This is a genomic window from Salinicoccus sp. HZC-1 (genome assembly GCF_046736035.1).
Lineage (GTDB): Bacteria > Bacillota > Bacilli > Staphylococcales > Salinicoccaceae > Salinicoccus.
In genome coordinates this window covers 678,766-699,437 of record NZ_CP177130.1, presented here as the reverse complement: position 1 = coordinate 699,437, position 20,672 = coordinate 678,766, and the positions used below count along the sequence as shown (strand labels likewise).

Below are 20,672 nucleotides of genomic sequence, written 5' to 3'. Positions count from 1 at the left end.
ATAGTATTATAGTAATTTCCAATCTATGAAAAATTAATTACTTCACGAAAGGGCCAGTAGAAGATGAGAAATAAAGAGTTGAACTATATAATCAGTCATTTTAATGAAGATCAAAAAAATATTTACATCTCTAATGTAAAGGCAGGAATAAATGGGACATATATTGACTTTTTAAATCATAATAATATTAATTATGATGTCACTGATCTTACAACAGCTGTTAAGTCTATCCACATATTAACGAAAGAAAACAAAAGAATCGGTACTATTGAAAATCCGATTTATCCAAATAATAATAACTATGGTATTTCGATCATGAAAGATAAGTTCAAAACTGAAAATCATCTAAAAAAATACGGCATAAACACAACTAGCTCAAAAATTTATACATACGGTGAATTAGAGGTGGCTAAACAGGAGTTTTTCAAAGAGAACCCAGACCGGAGAGCTGTAATAAAACCATTGAGTGGCAGTTTAAGCCGCGGCGTCTATGTCAATGTATCAAGAGATAGATTTGAAGAAAATTGGAATTATAGCCTCGAAGAACGAAAAAACAATAAAAGTGCTAAAGCCATTGTTCAAGAACATTTAGAAGGATTTGAAGCCCGGGCAACAATTTTACAAGGTAGACTTATTTCAATTGTAGCAAGGGTTCCAGCATATGTTTCTGGTGATGGACATCATACAATTAAAGAATTGATAGGTATGAAGAACCGCGAACGAAAAAAATGTAAATACCTAAGAAAACACCTTATTAAAATCAATAATAAGCATAATGAATTTTTATTGAATAATTCCCGGTCTATTACCGATATTCCCGCCGATGGTGAGAAAATATTATTGAGTTCTATATCAAATATCATTAATGGCGGAGAAATTTTTAATATTACAGATTATGTATCCGAAAATATCAAAGAGTTCGCATTAGATACATTAGCCGTTTTTCCAGGTATGTATTCTGGAGGCCTTGATATAATGTTGAAGTCCTTCGACGATCCAAAACCTCATGTATTGGAAGTAAACCATTTTCCAGTGATAACTTTAGCCAAATACCCCACTTATGGCAAACCATGTGAACCTGAAAAAGTTCTTATCGAATCATTAATATCTCAATACCAGTTTTCATATGAGACGGGCTTTCCATATGAAATTGAAGATAGCCATGATTATATAAGGCACTTCATTGATTTTTCAAAACGACAAGTTAAAATGAATGATTATATAGATATCTAGATTTAACAAAAAATGAGTGATTACTCCTTTCTTCGTCCAAGGCTGTTGTAATCACTCATTTTTATTATTTTATATTACCGGGTTTTGGCTCTTTCATCTGATACATAATTATTTAACAGTCAATTTAAAATCTTCTAATTTTTTCTCATCAAAGCTCACTCTGATATTATCTGCTTCCTCAACCAATTCCAGCTCAATGGGAGTCTTTTCATCATGGAGTATTGTTTTAATGAATTTTTCACCTGAGTAATAGCTGACGTATAAAGTCTTGTTAGCGATGTATTTTGATTCTGGATTGTATTTCATCGGAGCAGAAATAACCATTTTTTCTTTTTCTGATTTTACCCCATTTTCATTTATCCAGTACCCTTCTTCAATCTCACTGGAATTAAACATGTTAGCCGCACTATCATTTTTCGATTCTTCACTTGTTTTATTATCCTCAGTTTCCTGAGCTTTCTGCTCTTCCGAACTCTCTGCCTCATTATTACAAGCTGATAAAACTAAAACAAAAATAAGTAATGAAAAATTAAGCAGTTTCTTCATTTTTTTCTCCTATCTATCATTTATATATATTAATGCTATAGTTACCAACTCAAATTTTTTGCAAATTGATTTTTATCGATTCCCCATTCAGGTTGAAAGAAATACTTTCGTTCTCAAACACAACATTTTCGAGTGATACCTTGTTTATATCAAACAACGAGGTTACGAATGCAGAACTGACATTGTTTTTTCTGAATTCAATTTGATGGGCGTCAAGCAGTACATTAAATTTTTCTGAGTAAAAACCGCGATTTTCATCTTCAATAGAAAAATATTTATTTAAAGTACGACTTGTGTGTTCTTTTAAATGTAACTTATTTCCTTTTGGTGTATTTAATAAAAATGTATTTTCATCCAACTCATTAACTTTAACATCGGGGTGCAAATTGAAATTCTGACCCATAAATTGCTGACTTGAAGATTCATATCTGTCTATCGCTATGAAACCCAGTTGTTCATAGTATATTATATCACGATAAATCTTAACATCTTCAAATAAATGATTAATACCTGCTAAATGAACATAATCTGTGTTTTCATAGACAAAGTTAATTTTCATGTTTTCTATATCATAAACTGGATCATTTAAACCATAGCTCATATTCATTTTGTAAACAGTAGAATGCCCTTGCGGAGAACTTATAAACGTTCTTTTAGGATTTCTTCTGTCATAAGTATATTTCCCTGAGTCTATTAAGATATCCTCACCTTCATAAAAGTAATTGATTGATAAGTCATCATGATGTTTATGGGATCTCAATAGATATCCGGATTTAAAAGAGAACCATGAGGATTCTGAAGGGGTTTCTTCATGTTCAGTATTTATTATTGACAGTCCAGCCTGATAGTCTATAAAATTATTATAGTCTTTTTCAAAATTTGCAGTATATAACCCTGTGTCCCCTATTAAAGGATAAGTTAAGTCGGGTTTGATTATTCTCTTATTATTCAAGAAGCTTTTCTCTATAATTTTCCTACAACTTACATCAAAATTAATTTCCATTAAATCTACCAGTCTTATAAATCTACTAGATAAATTTTGGGTTAATCGATGATATTCAGGTGAGTTTTCTAAATTATAACTCTTGCTTGAATAAAGTTTATAAATGATTCTTTCCATTCGTAAGATGGCTTTTTCCTGATACATTTTTGCCGATGATTCATCTTTTATAAAATTACTCAAATATAAAAGAGCTTCATCACTCATCATGCCATGATTATTTTCAGAATAATGCTCTTTCATGGCTAAAAATTTACAGTGTTTCTGGACTATTTTTTCAAATTTATTTTCATTGATTTTATATTCATTTGGAACATTTATTTGATAATATACTAAATTTTTCATCCGGCTTGCAGCACTATGATCTTTCCAGGCAGAATTTTTAGTATCAAAAGATTGATTTTCTTTTGCTATCAGCCATTCTTGAATAGTTTCTTTAGCTTTATCCAGATATTTTAATTCCTGTGTTTTGAGGTAACTGTTTGTTAAATATCTCACCATATGTAAACAATGCAAATATACTTGATAAGTAGCTCTGGCATGATGGTGTTTATAATTCCAGTCAATTTTCGACTCAAATTTTACGGGATCAAATTTCCCGAAAAAAACAAACTTGTTTCTCAGAGCCAGTTCCGAATTGCTCGTATGTTTAATTTTATTCGTGTAACCATTATATTGATTCAGTTGCTGCAGTCTTTTGTCAGACATGGATAACATTTAATCACCTAATTGTTTATTTTATAGATCCAAAAGATAGCTTTTATCTTTACATTTAAATTCTAACTTTTTATTTTGATAATTCACTTCATTTACATGGATGTCTTTCCTGTTAATAATTGTTATAAAGGTTGTTGATCTATTGTTTTGCTCAAATGTAATTCTTCTATTTTCCTCGTAATTTGAAAATTTATATGACACATATCCTTTCTCAATATTACTATTGATTCCTCGGTTTTTGATATCGAATGTCTCGACATTATAAATACGATTTCCCAGGTGCACTTCATATAATAGTTCAGATATTTTGAGAATATCTGCTTCGGGATTCAAATTGAAATTTTGATATACTTGTTCTCGGTTATTAGAAACTATTCTATCTACTACTATTAATACTGGATCATTAGTGAGTATAATCGATCTATTAATCGTCATACCATCATATAATTTATTAATCCCAGAAATCATCTTATAATCTGTTGTTGAGTAGAACTTTGTTATTTTGAGATTTTTAACATCATTAAATGGGTTGGTCAATTTATAAGTTTTATCTCTCACAGCCAATGTACTATGGGCCTCTGGTGAAATTAAATATTTTCTGATTGGGTCATCACCATCATATGAATATTTTCCAGGATCAATAAGTAAATCCCAGCCATCAACATAGTAGGTTAAAGAAAGATCATCTAAATGCTTATGAGTTTTGCTTTGATAGCCACATTTAAAAGTTAAATAAGTACTGTTTTTCAAATTATTTTTGTCCCTATTTTGCAAAATGGCTAAACCTGAATCGTAATCGATAAAATCCATGAATCTTTTTGTTACTTTCTTTTCTTCAATCTGTCCGGTATCACCGAGCATAGGGTATTCATAGCTAGGTTTTATCAAATATGATTTAAAGTCTATGGCTGCTTTATATAGATTTTTAAAATTACTATCAATATTGATCTTTTTTTCTTTAAGTGTTTCCATTATCTGTCTATAGATGATTATGACCATTCGATGGTATTCAGGGGAATTTTCTAAATGAACCCCTCTTCTTGAAAAGTCTCGATATAGAGCTAAACGAATTCTGTATAGAGCTTTCTCTTCGTAAATCTTCTTTAACTTCTCTTCTTTAATATAAGTTGAAGCTTTCAATAAAGCATTGTCCATCATAAGACCATGATTATTCATTTTATAATTCTTTTCATCATTCAAAAACTCGCAATGATCAACAATTATTTTATTGAAGAGTCTATTTTTCAGTTTGTATTCTTTAGCATTCTCCTGAAAGTTCATGATGTTTATTATCCTGCTTGCTGCAGGATGTTCTGCCCAGGCAAAATTAGAAAAATTATTGTTATTACTTTTGTGCCATTTTTTAATTATATCCCGGGCTTCTTTCAATAATCTATCATTATTTTCATATATTCCTAACTCTACAAAAACGTTAATAAAGTTAAGTGAGTGCAAATAAGTCTGATAGGTGTTGGAGTTACTGGGATGGATGTAATCCCAGTTTATACCGTCTTTTATTTTAATAGGTTTAAAACCACTTTTTACAATGAGTTCCCCATCAAAGTAACTTTTAGTGTGTCTTTTTAGTGTTTTCAATTTGTTCTGGTCTAGTTTCATTAAATACTCCTTGTAAACTTTACAATACCGATTCGCTGAATGTTTATCAAATAAATTATTCTACTAAGTAATATAAGTATTTGATATCTGCATTGATCTTTTTATCTTGAGGCATTTTAAAAGAAAGTTTAAAGTTATTTGCTGACTTAGGTATTTTCACATTACCTTTTAGATTTTTACTGCTATTTCCTATTATATTTTTAAACCAGATTGTTTCCAGTTTTTCCTGATCTTTAAAGAATATAATACAATATTTAACTTCAAATTTTATTTTAGAATCAATATACATATTGAACATTAATTTGACTCTGTTCTCGATAATAGCTTTTTTATGTGAAGTCCCTTCGGTCAGATTATTAGTAAAGGTTGCAAGATATCTATTCTTATCTTTTTTATCACTACTCATGACATTAAGCTCTCTGCCGAGACTAGTTAATATCAGATTGTCATTAATGGATATGATCTCTGGAGTCAAATCAATTAGCTGTGGCGTTTTATTTAATTCATTAATCATCGATTTGGGTATCGTAAGATTAATGAAATTCGGAGTTGTTCTTTTCCCCTGCAAATAATTGATGTATGTGTGTAATGACAATAAAGCCCATAAAAATTTTACATATTTATTAGTTATTTTGCCATTAAACAAATCAATTACTTTTTGAATATCAACGATTTGATAAATAATATGATCGGGATCACTAAGTAGTATGTCTTTGAATTTCTCTCTGATTAGATGATTATCTTCCAACGAGACATTTCTCCAATTAAAATTCGCAAGCTTTTTATTGGCGTATAGAGGAGCACGCTTCAGCCAACCATGGAAATTTTCCGGTTTTGTCGGTTCACTGTTTTCAAAACCCCATCTGCTGCCTGCTAAAGGCATCCTGGCTATATCTTTGTTCAATTTATTAGTAAGTGTAAACTGAACAAAGCCACTATCAAGATACTTTTTTTGAATTTTGATCACATTTTTCGAGAAAAGATTATCATAAAAAGGAGAATATATATCACTTGTGTAGGATTTTGCTAATCTTGTTCCGCTTGTCCATCTTCCATTTCTGTAAAATAGAGCATGTTTATATTGTGCTTCTTGAAAATCATGTGTCACTAAACTACGAAGAAATTCATGATAATCATCATAAACTCCTTCTTTTAATAAATCTTGAAAAGGAGAGAATCTTTTTATTATTTCATTTTTAGCATTGAGCGGCTTAACCTGATTTAGATTACTATACCCTCCTTTTAGTGAAAGCGCAGCTACACCTGTTACTCCTTTATTTCCTTTATATGTAGTAGCATAAGGTATATTTTCATAACCATATACTTGTCCGGAAGTAGCTTTCATAGCATTCAATACTTTTTTCTCAATATCTATGTTAAGCCCTTTTTCGTCGTTCACTTTAGGTTCTGTTATACTATGCTCTAATTTTAATTTGTTTGTTATTTCAGCTGCTATTTGCACATCTGGATTATCCATGAATCCTCTTGTATTTGTGTCCACGCTATATCCTGCTTCTAATAACCCGAGTAAAGCTAAACGGCTGTCTTTCCCGCCTGTTATACCTAATTTCATCTTTGTTCCAGAAGGAATTGCTTTAAATGATTCAATATAGTCATTTTTCAATTCATCGTTTATATTTTTGTTAGGCTTAACAGATAATATTTCATTTAAGGTATTGTCAATCATCAGAATTGATATACCGCCTTCGTCTACTTTCATTGCTGAATTCGGCGGTACTAATTTAATATCTTTAAATAAAGTTTTTTCGTCAGCAAAGTAACCATTCATTAAAAATGAAACTGTATTTTCAATTTCTACTTCAGGAGTGAAATCTTTAAAATTTGATAATGCGCTGACAATAAGAGGATCCGTCCCAATAACAACTTGTTGATCAGTTTCACGATAAAATATATTATCAATTCTATATATATGTGTATAAAAAATTAAATCATTTTTTTGAAAATCAGCGATTGCAATAGCAAATGCTCCACGTAACTCACTTACATAATTTTTTGCTTTATTCTCTGATGAATTCGATAAAACATTTATAATACTCTCTTCGTCCTCAACATACTGACCAACAAGAGATACATGTTTTGAATCGATTTGCTTTTTATTCAACTGCTTTTCATTAGTGTAATAAAAACAAGACATTTTTGGATTAGATTTCTCAAAAAATGTGTGTTTAACATTTTTCAGCTCATTTATACGATTAATAATAGTTTTAGCATTATAATCCTGCTTCAAAGATTTATTATAAATATAAAGAAAACCCTTCATTTATTAGTATACCTCACAAAATTTAGTATCTTTAGTTTACCATAAGTAAAGCTAATATTTCATAAGACCATGCTGTTAATGTATAGCTAACTGATTTTTACAGGCTGTTGAAGATATAAAATGATAGGAAATTAATATCTTTAACGATATAATTGAACATGGTTAAATTATATTTGTATTTCAAAATGATTAAAGGTGTGAAAATGTGACTAAATTAGTTTTCAATCCCTCACAAGACTATTCCATAAAAGAACAATCAAGGCTTATAATTAAAGATAAGATAAAAAATAAATATGTTGTTAAAAAAGTAATTGAACCTGGAGAATCATCAGAATTGGATATTTCAAAATATCACCCTTATTGGAATTATAGGTTTAAATTCCAAATCAGGGGACTCGATAAAACAACAGGCAAAGAAAGATGGATCGATGTCACAAAATATAAAATTTTATATCCTGAAACAGTAAACGATGATGGAATGAAATATTTGCTATTCGAGGAAGTAAATAGCGATAAATTAATCGTGGTTTTCCAAGCAATCAATAGACATCCATCATATAATTATGTCGGCACATTATCTGATTTCAAAATTAATCGCCTTTATATTAAAGATGATTATGGATTAGACAAAGCAACAAAAAGTTCATACTACCTTGGAAACAATGGGGATGACTCGATATCAATAGCAACACAAAAATTAATTGAATGTGTCTCAAAAGAACTAAATATTAAAAAAGAAAATACAATATTTGCAGGATCTAGTAAAGGTGGATTTGCAGCACTTTATCATGGATATAAATTTGGCGCAAAATATATACTTCCAGGAGGTCCCCAGATTTTACTTGGAAAATATTTAATCTCTGGACATGAAGAAAAAAGTATTGGTAATGAAATCTTTAAATCTATCTTCGGTAGTATCTCTGATGCTACAGTAACTCGAAGTAATAACTTGTTTTTTGAAGTATTGAAAAATAACAAAAATACACAAACAAACACAAAAATCCATGTTGGATACTGGGAACCTCATTTTAATGAGCACGTTGTACCATTTATGGAGGAAGCTAGAAAGTTAGGAATTGAAAATATATCATTAGATGTAGCTGATTATAATACTCACGCAGAATTGGCAAAATATTATCCTCAATTTTTAAAAGAGCAACTTAAAAGTATTCTTTCCTATGACTAAAATAATTATTATATCGATATTAAAATTAAATTACTAGTGCAATATAATGGCTATAGGATATAAAAGAGTTTAATGATAAACACATGGAAAGTTTGATGACTTTGTGATATGAATCAAAAGAAAAACTTTACAGACATTCTTTATTAAGTAATCAAAATAATATTCTAAATGTAAGTTCATATACAAACTATTAGAAATTTGTCATCGCTAAAAATATCTTGAGAGCGTAAAATAGTTTGTGTAAATGAATAAATAGAAAAAGGGAGTCCCTTTCTTGTAGAATTAAGCCACCACAACATATCCCAAGAAAAGAGGTCTTCCCTTATGGACCATTTTACATCAGATATTATTCAAGCTCTAGTAAAAAAAGACGATGTCACAGAAATTTTCCGCAGTCACCTGGAAAGGGCGGTGAATACATTGCTTAAAACCGAGCGGACTGCGTTCCTGGACTACGAAAAGTATGATCGTGTGGGCTTCAATTCCGGAAACTCAAGAAACGGCGCCTATTCCCGAACCTTACATACCGAATATGGAGACCTTCAGATCGATATCCCCCGGGATCGGAATGGAAACTTCAAACAACAGACCGTTGCGCCCTATAAGTGGTCCAATGACACACTGAAATCCTTTGTTATCCATATGTTTCAAAAAGGGGTGACGCTGTCTGAAATCCCCATCTGATCGAGCGGATGTATGGGCATCAATATACGCCTCAGACCATTTCGAACATGACTCAAACCGTCACAGAAGAAGTGGACGCCTTTCGACAGCGTTCATTATCCGAGCGATATGTGTGTGTACCTGGATGCGACGTTCCTACCCGTCAAACGGGAAATCGTATCTAAAGAGGCGGTCTATATCGCCGTGGGCATCCGGGAGGATGGGTCCAAGGAGGTCCTGGCCTACACCGTCGCGCCAACGGAATCTGCCTATGTGTGGAAAGAATTGATCGAAGACATCCAGGCGCGGAAGCTCGAAGAAGTACTGCTCTTTATTTCTGATGGCCTCACAAGCATCAAGGACAGTATTCACTCGGTTTTCCGAAAGCGAAATACCAGACGTGTTTCATCCATGTCGCGCGCAACATCTCTCACAGGGTCCGTGTGTCGGATTGGAAGGCAATCTGTGCGGATCTCAAGTACCTGTATCGTGCCACTGATAAAGCAGAAGCTGAGCAGACATTGGAAACGTTTGTAGAGAAATGGAAAAAATCCTACGCTAAAGTCACACAATCATTGAAAGCCAATCCGGATCTGTTCACCTTTTATGATTTCCCTGAAGCAATCAGAAGAAGTATTTACTCCACGAACCTGATTGAGTCGTTCAATAAGAGAATCAAACGGTACAGTAAGCACAAAGAGCAGTTTCCGAATGAAGAATCACTGGACCCTTTCCTGTTCACTCAATTTGAAGCATACAACCAACGGTTTGCGACACGGTGCCATATTGGTTTTGACCAGGCCCGTGCAGAATTAGCTGAAATGTTCAGCGAGTAATATACACTGCAAGAAAAGGTGTGCATCCATTTACACATAATTATTGACCGTCCCTCAAAAGGATTTAATATGATTGTAATATTATAACTCCCTGTAGTATGATTTAAATTTCATATTATAATTATTTTATCAAAATCAATGTGCAAATAATCGATATTCCTTGTTATCGTGCACAAAACGATAGCTTGAAAATTAATACTTATACTATATAATGAAACATCACTTTGATTATTGTGTCTTATAACTTAGAATAATTTGAGTCAATTGCTTTATTTATTCTTTCTAAGTGAGAATTGAATTTTGCTCTCATTGCGACTCTATGAAATAAAGTCTCTTTGAAATTAGGTATCCCCTCTCTAATTGCTTTCTCCCACAAATCTAAAACTTCTTCTTCCAAGAACACATCATTCCATAATATAGGGTTCCTTAAAATTTTTTCAATATCTTTTTTATCTTTTGTTTGCCATAATCTAAGTTTTTTATGGTCTTTTTCTTTGCTTTGTTCTGGGGTAGCCTTAAAGAATTTTATACCTTCCCATTCCGGAACTAGAGCAGTTATTATTTGATTATGCATATTTGCTTTCATATTTTCTGTTGGTTCATTTGTCAATGCTGACGCAATAAATCGATTGTTAATGAATGGAGAGTAACAGTGTATCTGTCCACTTAATGGCGTCCATCTTCTAAAACGTTCCATAAAATGAAAATAATCTAATAGCTTTAATCCTTTAATATTTAATTTTCGACCTTCCTCTAAGATTGATTCTAATTTCTTCTTCATGATATTAATTGACTCAAGCGGTACACATCCTATTTTCACAAAATGAGTAGCCAATCTATAGTATGCCGCATCCTCACCCATTAATTCTAACTTCTTAATCCACCTTTCGTTCGAGTAGTAGGCACCTTTACCAACTTCTCCGCCAAAACCATTAATTTTTATACTGTCCAGAGTATTAAAATCATTTGTTTCTATAATCGGTGAACTTATCATCACAGTAGAGAAATCACCATCATACTCAAATAGTAAACGGTCAACTCTTTCAATTAGGTCCGGCTGTTCTTTAATGTATAATTCAGGATCCAACAATTCGATTCTACTGTTATTTTGCACTTTTGATAATAACTCTCTAGATATATTTAGTTCCTCATCAATATCGTTAATTGTTCTAAAACTATAATTAACTGCTTTAGAATTCAAAACACTTGCTGCACTAACCCGTGAATCTTTCCCACCAGAAATATCTACTTTTATATCTGCATTCCACAAATCAATATAGTTATTTAAGTTTTCAAGGATGCTTGTAACTAGAACTTTTGGATTTTCTATTTGGTTTATACTTGTATTAATTAAGTTTTTGATACCTCCCGTTGATTCCATCTGATATTTTTGATTACCTTTATTATCTGCCTTAACACTGATTACAGTTGAAAGAGGCACTCTGTATACATTTTGGAACGGACTATCCTCATCCATAAACCAACCAGCGACAGCATAAGATTTCCAACTATTAAGATCCATCTTAGCTTTATGTCCTGAAAATATATGCAACGCTGAAGGACGATTGGACCAGAAGATGCCTTTTTCATTTTCTAAAACATAAAGCCGTGTAATTCCGAGTATATCCATATATATATTTAATTCATCATTTTCTTTATCTATAATACTGAACAAAAGTGGCGCCGTTAAATCATTTAAAATTAATTTATCCTTTAATAATGCCTGACTAATCGATAACATAGCTGTTTCTTTATTTACACTGAAATCTTTATAATTAAGTGGTGGGAAAAATGTTAAAATGTTTATTGTTTCTCTTTCTATAGTGGACGGAAAGTCAAGTATTGAAGCTTCATCATCCAGTATAAATGCACCTAAATTTTTATGAAATTGATAATCACTCGATAGTGTATAGTTAAGATAAGTTTCTTCGTAATAATCCTTTAAATTAGTGATATTATTTAACTGTTGTTTCTCATGAATATTATCATTTAATTTAAAAGCTAAAAAAGTTCTCATAGTTTTTACCCCCTTGTTCATTTAAAAACTTTCAGTAAAACAATTCTTAAATAGATTCAAGATTATATTATTTACTTCATAAATTTTTCATAGTATCAAATTCTATACATATCGCGCTACAATAGATAATCTGAAAATCATATATCTTCATCTAATATCACATTAATGATAAACGCGATTTACGTTGTACCGTAAATCGCGTTTATATGGATTTAACAAAGGTATATATATTAGATATATCTATATGAACTGAATGAGAGAATGGTTTAACTTCATTTTCAGTAAGGTAATATTAATATCCGATCATAATTATGATGAACACCAATGTTACAACAATCTGTTTCAAGCTCTTTAAATGCTACTATATCCAGTAACATCAATCCACTTTCCATTTTCTTTTTTCTGATACTTATATTTCATGTTGGAATGTAGAGTAGATTCATCATCTACAATATATTCGTCACCTAATGGGATTATACTATTTATGAAAATTTTCTTTTCATTATAATCGAATACTATTAACCTAGTTTCACAGTCCACATTTTGTTCAATTAATGGATTGAATACACTTTTGAGTGCTTCTAAGTTTTCTTCAACAGTGAGATGCTCATTTAATCTATCCAGGTGATCTTCAAAACAAGCTCTTATTATTAGTCTGTCAAACAAACCTTCAATATTTGGATGGAAATCACCTTCTATAGCATTGTTCCATATTGCTAAAACTGTTTGTTCATCAAACATATCATTCCATTTTTCAGGGTTTCTTAAGATTTTTTCGATATACTCTTTGTCTGATGTTTGCCATAGTCGTAAACCTTTTTCAGTACGTTCGTCTTTGTCGCTTAACTTTCTCTTATAAAATGGTACATCTTTCCACTCCGGGAGCAACTCTCCAATTACACCTTTTATAACATCTAAATTTATTTTTTCTTCATACGACATATTAAATGACTGTTCTAAAAACTCTTTCGAATAAAATGCTGAGTACCTGCTAACATCTACACTTTGTGGTAACCATCTACGTGCCCGCTCCACGAGATAGAAGTAATCTAACAAGTATAGGCTAGATAGCCCTTTTGTCTTGCCTTTATTAATTACATTAAAAATAAATTTATCCCTTGTATCAGCAATTTCAGGTTTGATACCATCTAGTACAGAAAAAGCTTGAGTAAGTCGTTCATAGGGTGCATTTTCACCTTTGCTTAAAAGACGTTTATATAGACTTTCTGAACCATAAAAAGTAGCTTTTCCAATTTCACCCATAGCTCCTTGTACCCAGATTCTATTGATGTCCGCGAAATAAGTATCTGGATTTAGATTTGAACGAACGGAAACCGGTGATAAATCACCATCAGTGTAATGGAGCATAGTTTTTGCTCTTTCCGTTATTGGAGTCCTTTTACTTTTACCACTTCTCTTAATTTTACCAGGATTAGTAATGTTATGTTTATGAGATAAATTTACTTTCTCCAATAATAATGCTGCTGTTTCTGCTTCCTGTTCAAGAGTACCTATCGTATTAAATTGAACATTCTCTGCGCCTGAAGCAATAACTGCAGCCGCACATACTCTGGAATCTTTTCCGCCTGATAGATCAACAACTAATGGTAATGACCATAACTCAGAAAATGACGCAAAGTTTTCTAACATATCTTGAGCAATTTGTTTAGCATTGAATCTCTTGTACGGTCTGGGTGCTACCATTTTTTCAAAAGAACCATTATTAATTAGTTGTCTAGGTGAATCATAATCAGACGATACATTTACTCTTATACCCGGTTCCACACGTACAACATTTTCCAAAGGACTAGTAGTGTCTACAAACCAACCTGCACCACAGAAAAATTCCCAGGAATTTTTATCTAATTTTGCTTCTTCCCCTGCTAATATCGGTAATGCACCGGATCTATTTGACCAAAACCATCCGTTTTCTCCTCTATATTCATAGAGCCGCGCAAATCCAAAAGGGTCACTCATTATATCTAAAGTTTCTTTTTCTGAATCTATAAGACAAATACTTGTTGGCGTAGTAAATTCACTAATTAATTCTTTATTATCAACTAATTTATTCAGTAATTCCTTTGGTGCCTTTGAGACATCTCCAGAATCACTAAATTTTTTCCAGTTCGGAGGTGGTGCATATGATACTAAAGCCTTGCCATTATCATTAACAACTGAATCCCAGCGTAGAGGGTTAGATTTGGAATCAAATATGACTGCACCTATATTTTTATATCTATATTCAGAAACTTCCACATCAAAGTTAACTTTTACAGTTTCATAGTAATGATGCTTAACCCTATTTATACTTTCTGTAATTTCGTCAGAACTTATATCTTTATCAAATTTAAAAGCCAAAAATGTTCTCATAGTTTTTCTCACCATTCTCTCTTATAATTTATAGAATCTCAAGTTGTTTGGACGTCTTATATAATCTCTGTTTGATTAGAAATCCTGTCTAATAACATACTTTTGATTTTATAACCTTTAATTAACAAGTCGTTTGACCTCATTATTTAAGAAGATTGGATAGAATTCTGCTAATTCTTCGTGTGTACTATAGTCTTCACCAGCAATTTCCACATTAGGAATGTTAAATTCATTAACCCAGTTTTCAAAAAATTCAACATGCTCCTTATAATGCGGCTCTTTTAACCCGATATGTACTTTCGTATTAGGGAATGGTTCTGAAGAGTTTTTCATTACCTCATATAGTAAGTTGTTTGCCCATGATTTATTTTCCTCAGTGAAGTCTCCCACAATTGATTGGAAAATTTCATATCTAATAGATGCAGGATTAGTTTGATATAAATAATCACCTAACATTATCTGAGGTCCTCCTGGGATAATATTACCCGCTCCAAAAGTATATCCATGATATAAAGCAGCATAGCCTCCCTTACTTGAACCAGCAAAAATCAGGTTTTCTTTCTTAATATTTAACTCATAAACTACCTCGCTTATTAGCTTTTGTGTATATTCCGCTATACTTAAGTCTTTTTTAACTCCTAAGTAGTATGAACTTTTAGTCAACTCATCTAAACCATAATCATCTTTGATAAATAGTTTATTAACATCAAATCCCTTTAATGTTTTGATATAATTATATGACTGTCTAGTATTAATTGCTTGAAACACTACAAGTAATTTTTCACTTTCTTGATTGGGATATAATAGATATTTGATTCCATCTTCTGAAATTTTCTCAGGTAAAATCCTCGTATATCTTCCATGGTCTACCCACTTATCTTCACGTAATATTTGAAATTTATATTTATAATCCCAACTGCCATGAAAAAGCTTTTCATCTAATTCAAGGGAATCTCCAGACTTAATAATTTCTTTAACTATAAACGTACTAGTGTCATTGTCATATACGACCAGCCTAACGTCCTCAGTAATATCGTGTTCAGAAGGATTGATTATGCGGTAATTTTCAGGTGCTAACATAATAAAAATTCTCCTTATATTCTAATTAACTTATAGTCGACAATCTGCTTATACTAAATTGTCGATTGCGATCAGCTATTTCAATAATTCAGGTAAAACATTTTTAATCATATTTTTTGTTTCCTGGTAACCAAGGTTCTTTTCCTCTTCATACTTAAATTCAATATTATTATTTTTTAGCCAGTCAATTATTGGTAACGTATGTTTTTTCTTATGGTAGTCCTTTTCACCAATACCAATATATATATTACTTTGATACGGGTAATTTTTTAAACTGATATTAAATATATAATTGTTGAGATATATTAAATTTCCAGGGTTGTTATTATCAGCTAAGTGAATTAATAAATCTTTATACTGATCATGACGATTGTAATAATCACCAATTTTTGATAAAGGTGTAAATGAGATTATATTTCTAAATCCATTTTTTAAACCATAGTATAGTGCGGCAAAACCTGCCTTCGATCTACCAAATAATAAAACATCATCTAAAGAATATCTGTCTTTATTAATTATAGAAAATATTACATTTTCTATGTCTGCTTCAATCGTACTAGTGCTCTTACCTTTAATAAATGATGAACCTATCTTAAATTGGTTATCATTTATATACAGAACATTATAATTCTTTTCATCAAATAAATCGTCATATGATTCCAAAGGATATTTATAAGGAGCATGTACTGCGTTAAATACCACAGCTAATTTATCATGCCCATAGTTTTCATACACATATGAGATATCACCTTGTACGACCACTTTTTCTTTTCTGTCAAAAGAACTGCTACCAGTAATTATAAAGTCTATCAGCCTTATATTCGTTTCTATCTCAACATTTTTTTCTGTTGATTGATTAAAGCCTTCTATCACAATAGTATTTAACGGCTCTACTGTTTCTGTTTTAGGGAATTGATAACCCATCAATTGTGGCCACTTTTTCTCTCTTATAACTTCCACACTTACATTGTCCATATTCTCTATATTCTTAATTTGCATTTCAGCAATTTTAGAATTATTTTTGAAAATGGATAGGATGCTACCGTTTTGGATTACTTTTAAATCACCATTAACCTGAAACAATAACTGATATTGATTACGTTCATCTGATTTAATAGTATCTTTTATAGAGAAAACTTCCTCTTCAAGATTACCATCAATTTTACGAGTATGAACTACATTTTCGTATCTTTGATTTCTCGCTTTAATAACAAATGCATTATCCTTATCATTTATAGAATGATTCTCAACGTATACATCATCGAACTTAAAGTCCGTCCTCGGTAATGATTTATCATTTACAATTAGCGTTGAGTGGCCATATTGTGAATAGGCGTATTGTGTCATCGAATCTTTGTAATTATAACTATGTGGACCTGCATCTACAAAAATCGGCCCATTTTTATATAAAATGAAACTTAAATCATCTGTATGTTTGTGATAGTGCATATGGTAACTTGCTAAGAACAGAAAGTATATAGCGTCTTTTTCCCATTTATTTCTTGCAATTAGATACCCTGTTTCTGGATACGCTTTAATAAGTGGACTCGGTGCCACTCCTTCACCACCAGCGGATGTAATAAACCTATACTCTTCACTGTCAAATAATTCTTTGTATCTTCCAATAGTAGACATGTTAATCACAGTACTATCGGATATATTAGGAAGTTTGAAATCAGGCATGATTATATTGATTGAATAGTCCTCGCCTTTTTTAAAAATATTTTTCAAGAAAGCAACTCTGTCATCTTCATAATCAACCTTCTCAAGTGCCTGTAATATTTGTTTCAAGCTGTATATTAAAAGAATATGATACGATGGAGCGTGTTCTTTGTGAATCCCTTCAGATGTAAATACTTCTTTGAAATATGTGGTCAATCTATCCATCGCTTTATTGAAAATTTCATTTTCAGCAAAATATTCAAATTTGAATAATGTGTATGCTATTAACCCCATATCCTGGAACATACCATGGTTATTTAAACCGGCGTAAAAATCGTCCTGATAAAGTAAGTTCCCAATTTCATCAATTTTCTCTTCAAATAGCCGGATTTGATCCTCATTCATCAAATCTCGAAATTCATTATAATATTTAAACCAGAACAATAACCGAATAGCCGTTCCCTCATCATGGTAAGCCAAAGGATCGACATTCTCAATTTCAGTTATAGGAAATTGATTGAACCAATTTTCTAGCAATTTGAAACTCTCTATGAAATATTTTTGATCTTTTGTTTCTGCATAAGCACGTGTAAAATCACTAAGAAATATATGTGTATGCATCCACCTTCTCAAACTTCTGGAATCACTTTCAGTATCCCAATTATTTTCCACATCAACATGAATATCCCTGAAGTTGGAAAGATTGAAAATCTGTTTTTCAATTATATTATCCGCAGCTGCAACTTTATTTTTGGAAGTACTGTTGCCTGTCATCGGCATGATACATTTCAGCCTAAATTTCTTGTCCACAATTATCACCCTATACAATAACCTTATCTTTTAGTTTGTCTTCCAATAAATCACCATTTTTGACATAATTCATTTTGTCATTCGAGTACATTCGCAGCCCCAAGTATCTCAAATCAGATATTAACTTTTTACCCATTAAATAATCCAGTGTTTCTTCTAAACTTAAATTTGAGAATACTTCCGACTCCATAACAGAAGCATTTATATTAATAATACCGGTATACTCATGCTCGCCGGTCTGGTTCGTTTGTTTTAAAGTGCCATTTTCATTTGAGTAATAATTACTTTTTCCGATTATTTCTGCTTCTGTATACAAAGTAGCTAATATGAGGTCCTCTAAATAATTCTCTCCATAAAAATCATTTCTATCAAGAATCGCAATATATTCTGAACTTATGATTTGGTCGAGCGTCATAAAATATTTTATTATATTTAATCTAGATATTACCGTTATATTATTTTTCAAAGTAGAGTAACCGGCCACATCATCCTTGACTATTATCAGTAGTTTTTTGTTTGTATACTTCAGCCTGTTAAATATTTTCTCGACTTTATCAATCATACTTGTATTTTCAATAAATGATACAAAAGTGACTTCAGGGATAGTTTCGCTTAAATCAAAACCGAGATTTGTTGCAATTTGGAGTAGTCTTTTTGAATATGTGTGCTGTGAAAGCACTCTTCTTATGCCTATTTGTTTCACCTTATTATATTCACTGTCATCTTCATTCAGTTTTGCCAGATGATTTTTCAATTCACCCTCATCTTCTGAATAACCAATTATATCTCCAAATTGATTTTCCATGCCTAGACTGTAATTACTAATGATTGGAGTGCCTGAGGCAAGACCCTCATAAACACGACGCGCATACATAGTAGGTGAGTATTTTACAGTGTTTATATTTATCATGAATTTATAGCTTTTGTAGGCTTTATCAATCTGATAAAACGGCAAACTTCCTAGAATATATTTCCTGAACTCTTCAGGAAATAGAAAATTCAAGCGTTCACCTTTTTTAGTATACTCATAGTTCCTATCGTAAATATACAAATTATAAGGGATTGCTGCTTTAAAAAGTCTATTCATATCCATAGATCTTTCTTCCCTTAAAGCATAATATGATCCTGCAAACGAAATACCTTCTACTCTTTCTTTTTGTATTTTGATTGGGTTATGCGTCCTTGGCTGGGCTGCAAATTGAAGTACATCTACATTCTCGTGATTACAATCAAGTTTGTAATTCTCTACTTTATCCCGATCCGTAGTAAATACGTAATCACAAAGCTTGGCGGTTTCTATGAAATGGTCATAATGGACTGGATCTTCTTTATTCCAAAAAACAACAGGTATATCCAAATATTTTGCGTATGAAATCAGATTTTTAATATAACTGTGTTTCTCATCTGTTACGTAAGCAATTTTTTTAGTCCACTCACTGTCATTTCCATGCCAACTTGATTCTATGAATATAAAATGAGGCATAAAAGAAGTCATTTCATTTTTCCAGTTATCGAATGAAAGCCTCAATAGATCAGCTTCATATTTATATGAATGATATGTAAATTCGTCCATAATTACTGCCACTCTTAAATCTTTTATATTTTGAAGTGTTTTCATATGCGTGTCTATCTCGTATCTGCTGCTCCATTTTACACTTTCAAAATCATTTTCACCTTCATACTCTTTAATCAGTACATTGCCAGTTTTGACCTTTCCTGAACCTGAGAAGCGATAACTCAATCGTATGACAGTAGTATCTTTTTGGAACTTGATAAATTCTTTTCCACTACTAAGTTTAATCAAATTAGTTTTACCATTGCCATTATATTCAATGATAGTTGGTGTAAAATCAACTTCATCATGGAGAATGAATGGAATATAAACTTCATATAGGTTTTCAGGATTCACTTTTATAAGTGATGATTCTGGTATTTTGTTGAAACTGTTGTTTTGTATTTTATATGAAAAATAAATGAAGTTTTTGTCTAATTCAGGGACTTCAATCTCAAGCATCTCATTTTCATCCCTAATAACAACTCTCTGCTCAGGATTATAGATAATACCTGAATTAACTTCTAAGTCATAGTTGTTTATTACATTCATTTTTTTAACAGAGATATCAAAATCTATATTATATATAAACCCTGCGTTCTCAGGTTTCAAAAATATCCGGATGAATTTCGTATCTGTATGCGGCAATATTTTAACATTATTTAATTGGTTATATTGTCTGGATATGAGTCCTTTCGATTCGGAAAACTCAATGATGATAAACTTTAACCCCAAACTTTCAAATTCGTTGTATTCAAAGTTGAAATTCAAAATTTCATTTTGATTTAATTTATAATTTTCCAATGATATATCCTGGTGGATTTTATAATATTTTTTGAATGAATTATTGACATAATAGATCTTTTCATCAGGGTTCAAATAAGCATCAATATCAATATTCTTTTTATCTGCAGACTCCAAAATACTATCAGGTATATCAATCATTGTACTACCAATGATAATTTGGTTCGGATTTAGTCCATCTATTTCACTGACAGGCATATCACGAGATAAGTCTTCTATATGACTGATCTGGTTTTCATTGATGTAAAAATCGTTGAATTGGTTAACTATTGATATCTTATCCATTAACTCACCTTCT

The 20,672-nt window shown here is 31.5% G+C and carries 12 protein-coding genes and 1 pseudogene; 4 read left to right on the top strand and 9 right to left on the bottom strand.

Annotated features, from left to right (window positions below):
* The first annotated feature begins 63 nt into the window (after positions 1 to 63).
* A complete protein-coding gene (locus ACKRAT_RS03530; protein WP_411843723.1) occupies positions 64 to 1,233 on the top strand; it encodes a hypothetical protein in 1,170 nt (389 codons plus the stop codon).
* Between the two features lie 108 nt (positions 1,234 to 1,341).
* Here ACKRAT_RS03530 and ACKRAT_RS03525 read toward each other — a convergent pair whose 3' ends face one another.
* The 4 genes from ACKRAT_RS03525 to ACKRAT_RS03510 are packed head-to-tail and all read right to left on the bottom strand — an operon-like array spanning position 1,342 to position 7,394.
* Positions 1,342 to 1,779 carry a hypothetical protein gene (locus ACKRAT_RS03525; RefSeq protein ID WP_411843722.1) on the bottom strand — a complete coding sequence of 146 codons (438 nt, stop codon included), beginning with the start codon at positions 1,777 to 1,779 and terminating at the stop codon, positions 1,342 to 1,344.
* A gap of 49 nt (positions 1,780 to 1,828) precedes the next feature.
* Positions 1,829 to 3,487, bottom strand: coding sequence for a heparinase II/III family protein (locus ACKRAT_RS03520; protein ID WP_411843721.1), 1,659 nt, complete (start codon positions 3,485 to 3,487; stop codon positions 1,829 to 1,831).
* Positions 3,488 to 3,517: 30 nt separating this feature from the next.
* Positions 3,518 to 5,113 (bottom strand): heparinase II/III family protein, encoded by a 1,596-nt coding sequence (locus ACKRAT_RS03515; protein ID WP_411843720.1) that lies wholly within the window; start codon positions 5,111 to 5,113, stop codon positions 3,518 to 3,520.
* Between the two features lie 55 nt (positions 5,114 to 5,168).
* Positions 5,169 to 7,394: a hypothetical protein gene (locus tag ACKRAT_RS03510; protein WP_411843719.1), complete on the bottom strand. Its 2,226-nt coding sequence runs from the start codon at positions 7,392 to 7,394 to the stop codon at positions 5,169 to 5,171.
* Positions 7,395 to 7,599: 205 nt separating this feature from the next.
* Between ACKRAT_RS03510 and ACKRAT_RS03505 the strand changes: the two genes are divergently transcribed.
* From ACKRAT_RS03505 to ACKRAT_RS03495, 3 genes and pseudogenes are all read left to right on the top strand, one after another.
* A complete protein-coding gene (locus ACKRAT_RS03505) occupies positions 7,600 to 8,580 on the top strand; it encodes a hypothetical protein (protein ID WP_411843718.1) in 981 nt (326 codons plus the stop codon).
* 324 nt (positions 8,581 to 8,904) lie between these two features.
* Positions 8,905 to 9,264 (top strand): transposase, encoded by a 360-nt coding sequence (locus ACKRAT_RS03500; RefSeq protein ID WP_411843717.1) that lies wholly within the window; start codon positions 8,905 to 8,907, stop codon positions 9,262 to 9,264.
* Positions 9,265 to 9,272: 8 nt separating this feature from the next.
* Positions 9,273 to 10,079: pseudogene (locus ACKRAT_RS03495) on the top strand (IS256 family transposase).
* Positions 10,080 to 10,317: 238 nt separating this feature from the next.
* On the opposite strand, the gene ACKRAT_RS03490 reads toward ACKRAT_RS03495, so the two are convergent.
* From ACKRAT_RS03490 to ACKRAT_RS03470, 5 genes are all read right to left on the bottom strand, one after another.
* Entirely contained in the window at positions 10,318 to 12,096 is a 1,779-nt protein-coding gene (locus ACKRAT_RS03490; RefSeq protein WP_411843716.1) for a hypothetical protein, read from the bottom strand.
* Positions 12,097 to 12,447: 351 nt separating this feature from the next.
* Positions 12,448 to 14,466, bottom strand: a complete 2,019-nt coding sequence (locus ACKRAT_RS03485) for a hypothetical protein (protein WP_411843715.1) — start codon at positions 14,464 to 14,466, stop codon at positions 12,448 to 12,450.
* Positions 14,467 to 14,583: 117 nt separating this feature from the next.
* A complete protein-coding gene (locus ACKRAT_RS03480) occupies positions 14,584 to 15,546 on the bottom strand; it encodes a hypothetical protein (protein ID WP_411843714.1) in 963 nt (320 codons plus the stop codon).
* 75 nt (positions 15,547 to 15,621) lie between these two features.
* The gene (locus tag ACKRAT_RS03475; RefSeq protein WP_411843713.1) at positions 15,622 to 18,018 is read right to left on the bottom strand and encodes an alginate lyase family protein; all 2,397 of its coding nucleotides are present in this window, start codon (positions 18,016 to 18,018) and stop codon (positions 15,622 to 15,624) included.
* Positions 18,019 to 18,028: 10 nt separating this feature from the next.
* Positions 18,029 to 20,659 (bottom strand): glycosyltransferase, encoded by a 2,631-nt coding sequence (locus ACKRAT_RS03470; protein WP_411843712.1) that lies wholly within the window; start codon positions 20,657 to 20,659, stop codon positions 18,029 to 18,031.
* Positions 20,660 to 20,672: the final 13 nt, after the last annotated feature.

Bases quoted from the DNA above. Each gene is read 5' to 3' on its own strand.
- ACKRAT_RS03490 (WP_411843716.1), bottom strand. From the start codon at position 12,096: ATGAGAACTTTTTTAGCTTTTAAATTAAATGATAATATTCATGAGAAA.
- ACKRAT_RS03470 (WP_411843712.1), bottom strand. From the start codon at position 20,659: ATGGATAAGATATCAATAGTTAACCAATTCAACGATTTTTACATCAAT.
- ACKRAT_RS03515 (WP_411843720.1), bottom strand. From the start codon at position 5,113: ATGAAACTAGACCAGAACAAATTGAAAACACTAAAAAGACACACTAAA.
- ACKRAT_RS03510 (WP_411843719.1), bottom strand. From the start codon at position 7,394: ATGAAGGGTTTTCTTTATATTTATAATAAATCTTTGAAGCAGGATTAT.
- ACKRAT_RS03520 (WP_411843721.1), bottom strand. From the start codon at position 3,487: ATGTCTGACAAAAGACTGCAGCAACTGAATCAATATAATGGTTACACG.
- ACKRAT_RS03530 (WP_411843723.1), top strand. From the start codon at position 64: ATGAGAAATAAAGAGTTGAACTATATAATCAGTCATTTTAATGAAGAT.
- ACKRAT_RS03480 (WP_411843714.1), bottom strand. From the start codon at position 15,546: ATGTTAGCACCTGAAAATTACCGCATAATCAATCCTTCTGAACACGAT.
- ACKRAT_RS03525 (WP_411843722.1), bottom strand. From the start codon at position 1,779: ATGAAGAAACTGCTTAATTTTTCATTACTTATTTTTGTTTTAGTTTTA.
- ACKRAT_RS03485 (WP_411843715.1), bottom strand. From the start codon at position 14,466: ATGAGAACATTTTTGGCTTTTAAATTTGATAAAGATATAAGTTCTGAC.
- ACKRAT_RS03500 (WP_411843717.1), top strand. From the start codon at position 8,905: ATGGACCATTTTACATCAGATATTATTCAAGCTCTAGTAAAAAAAGAC.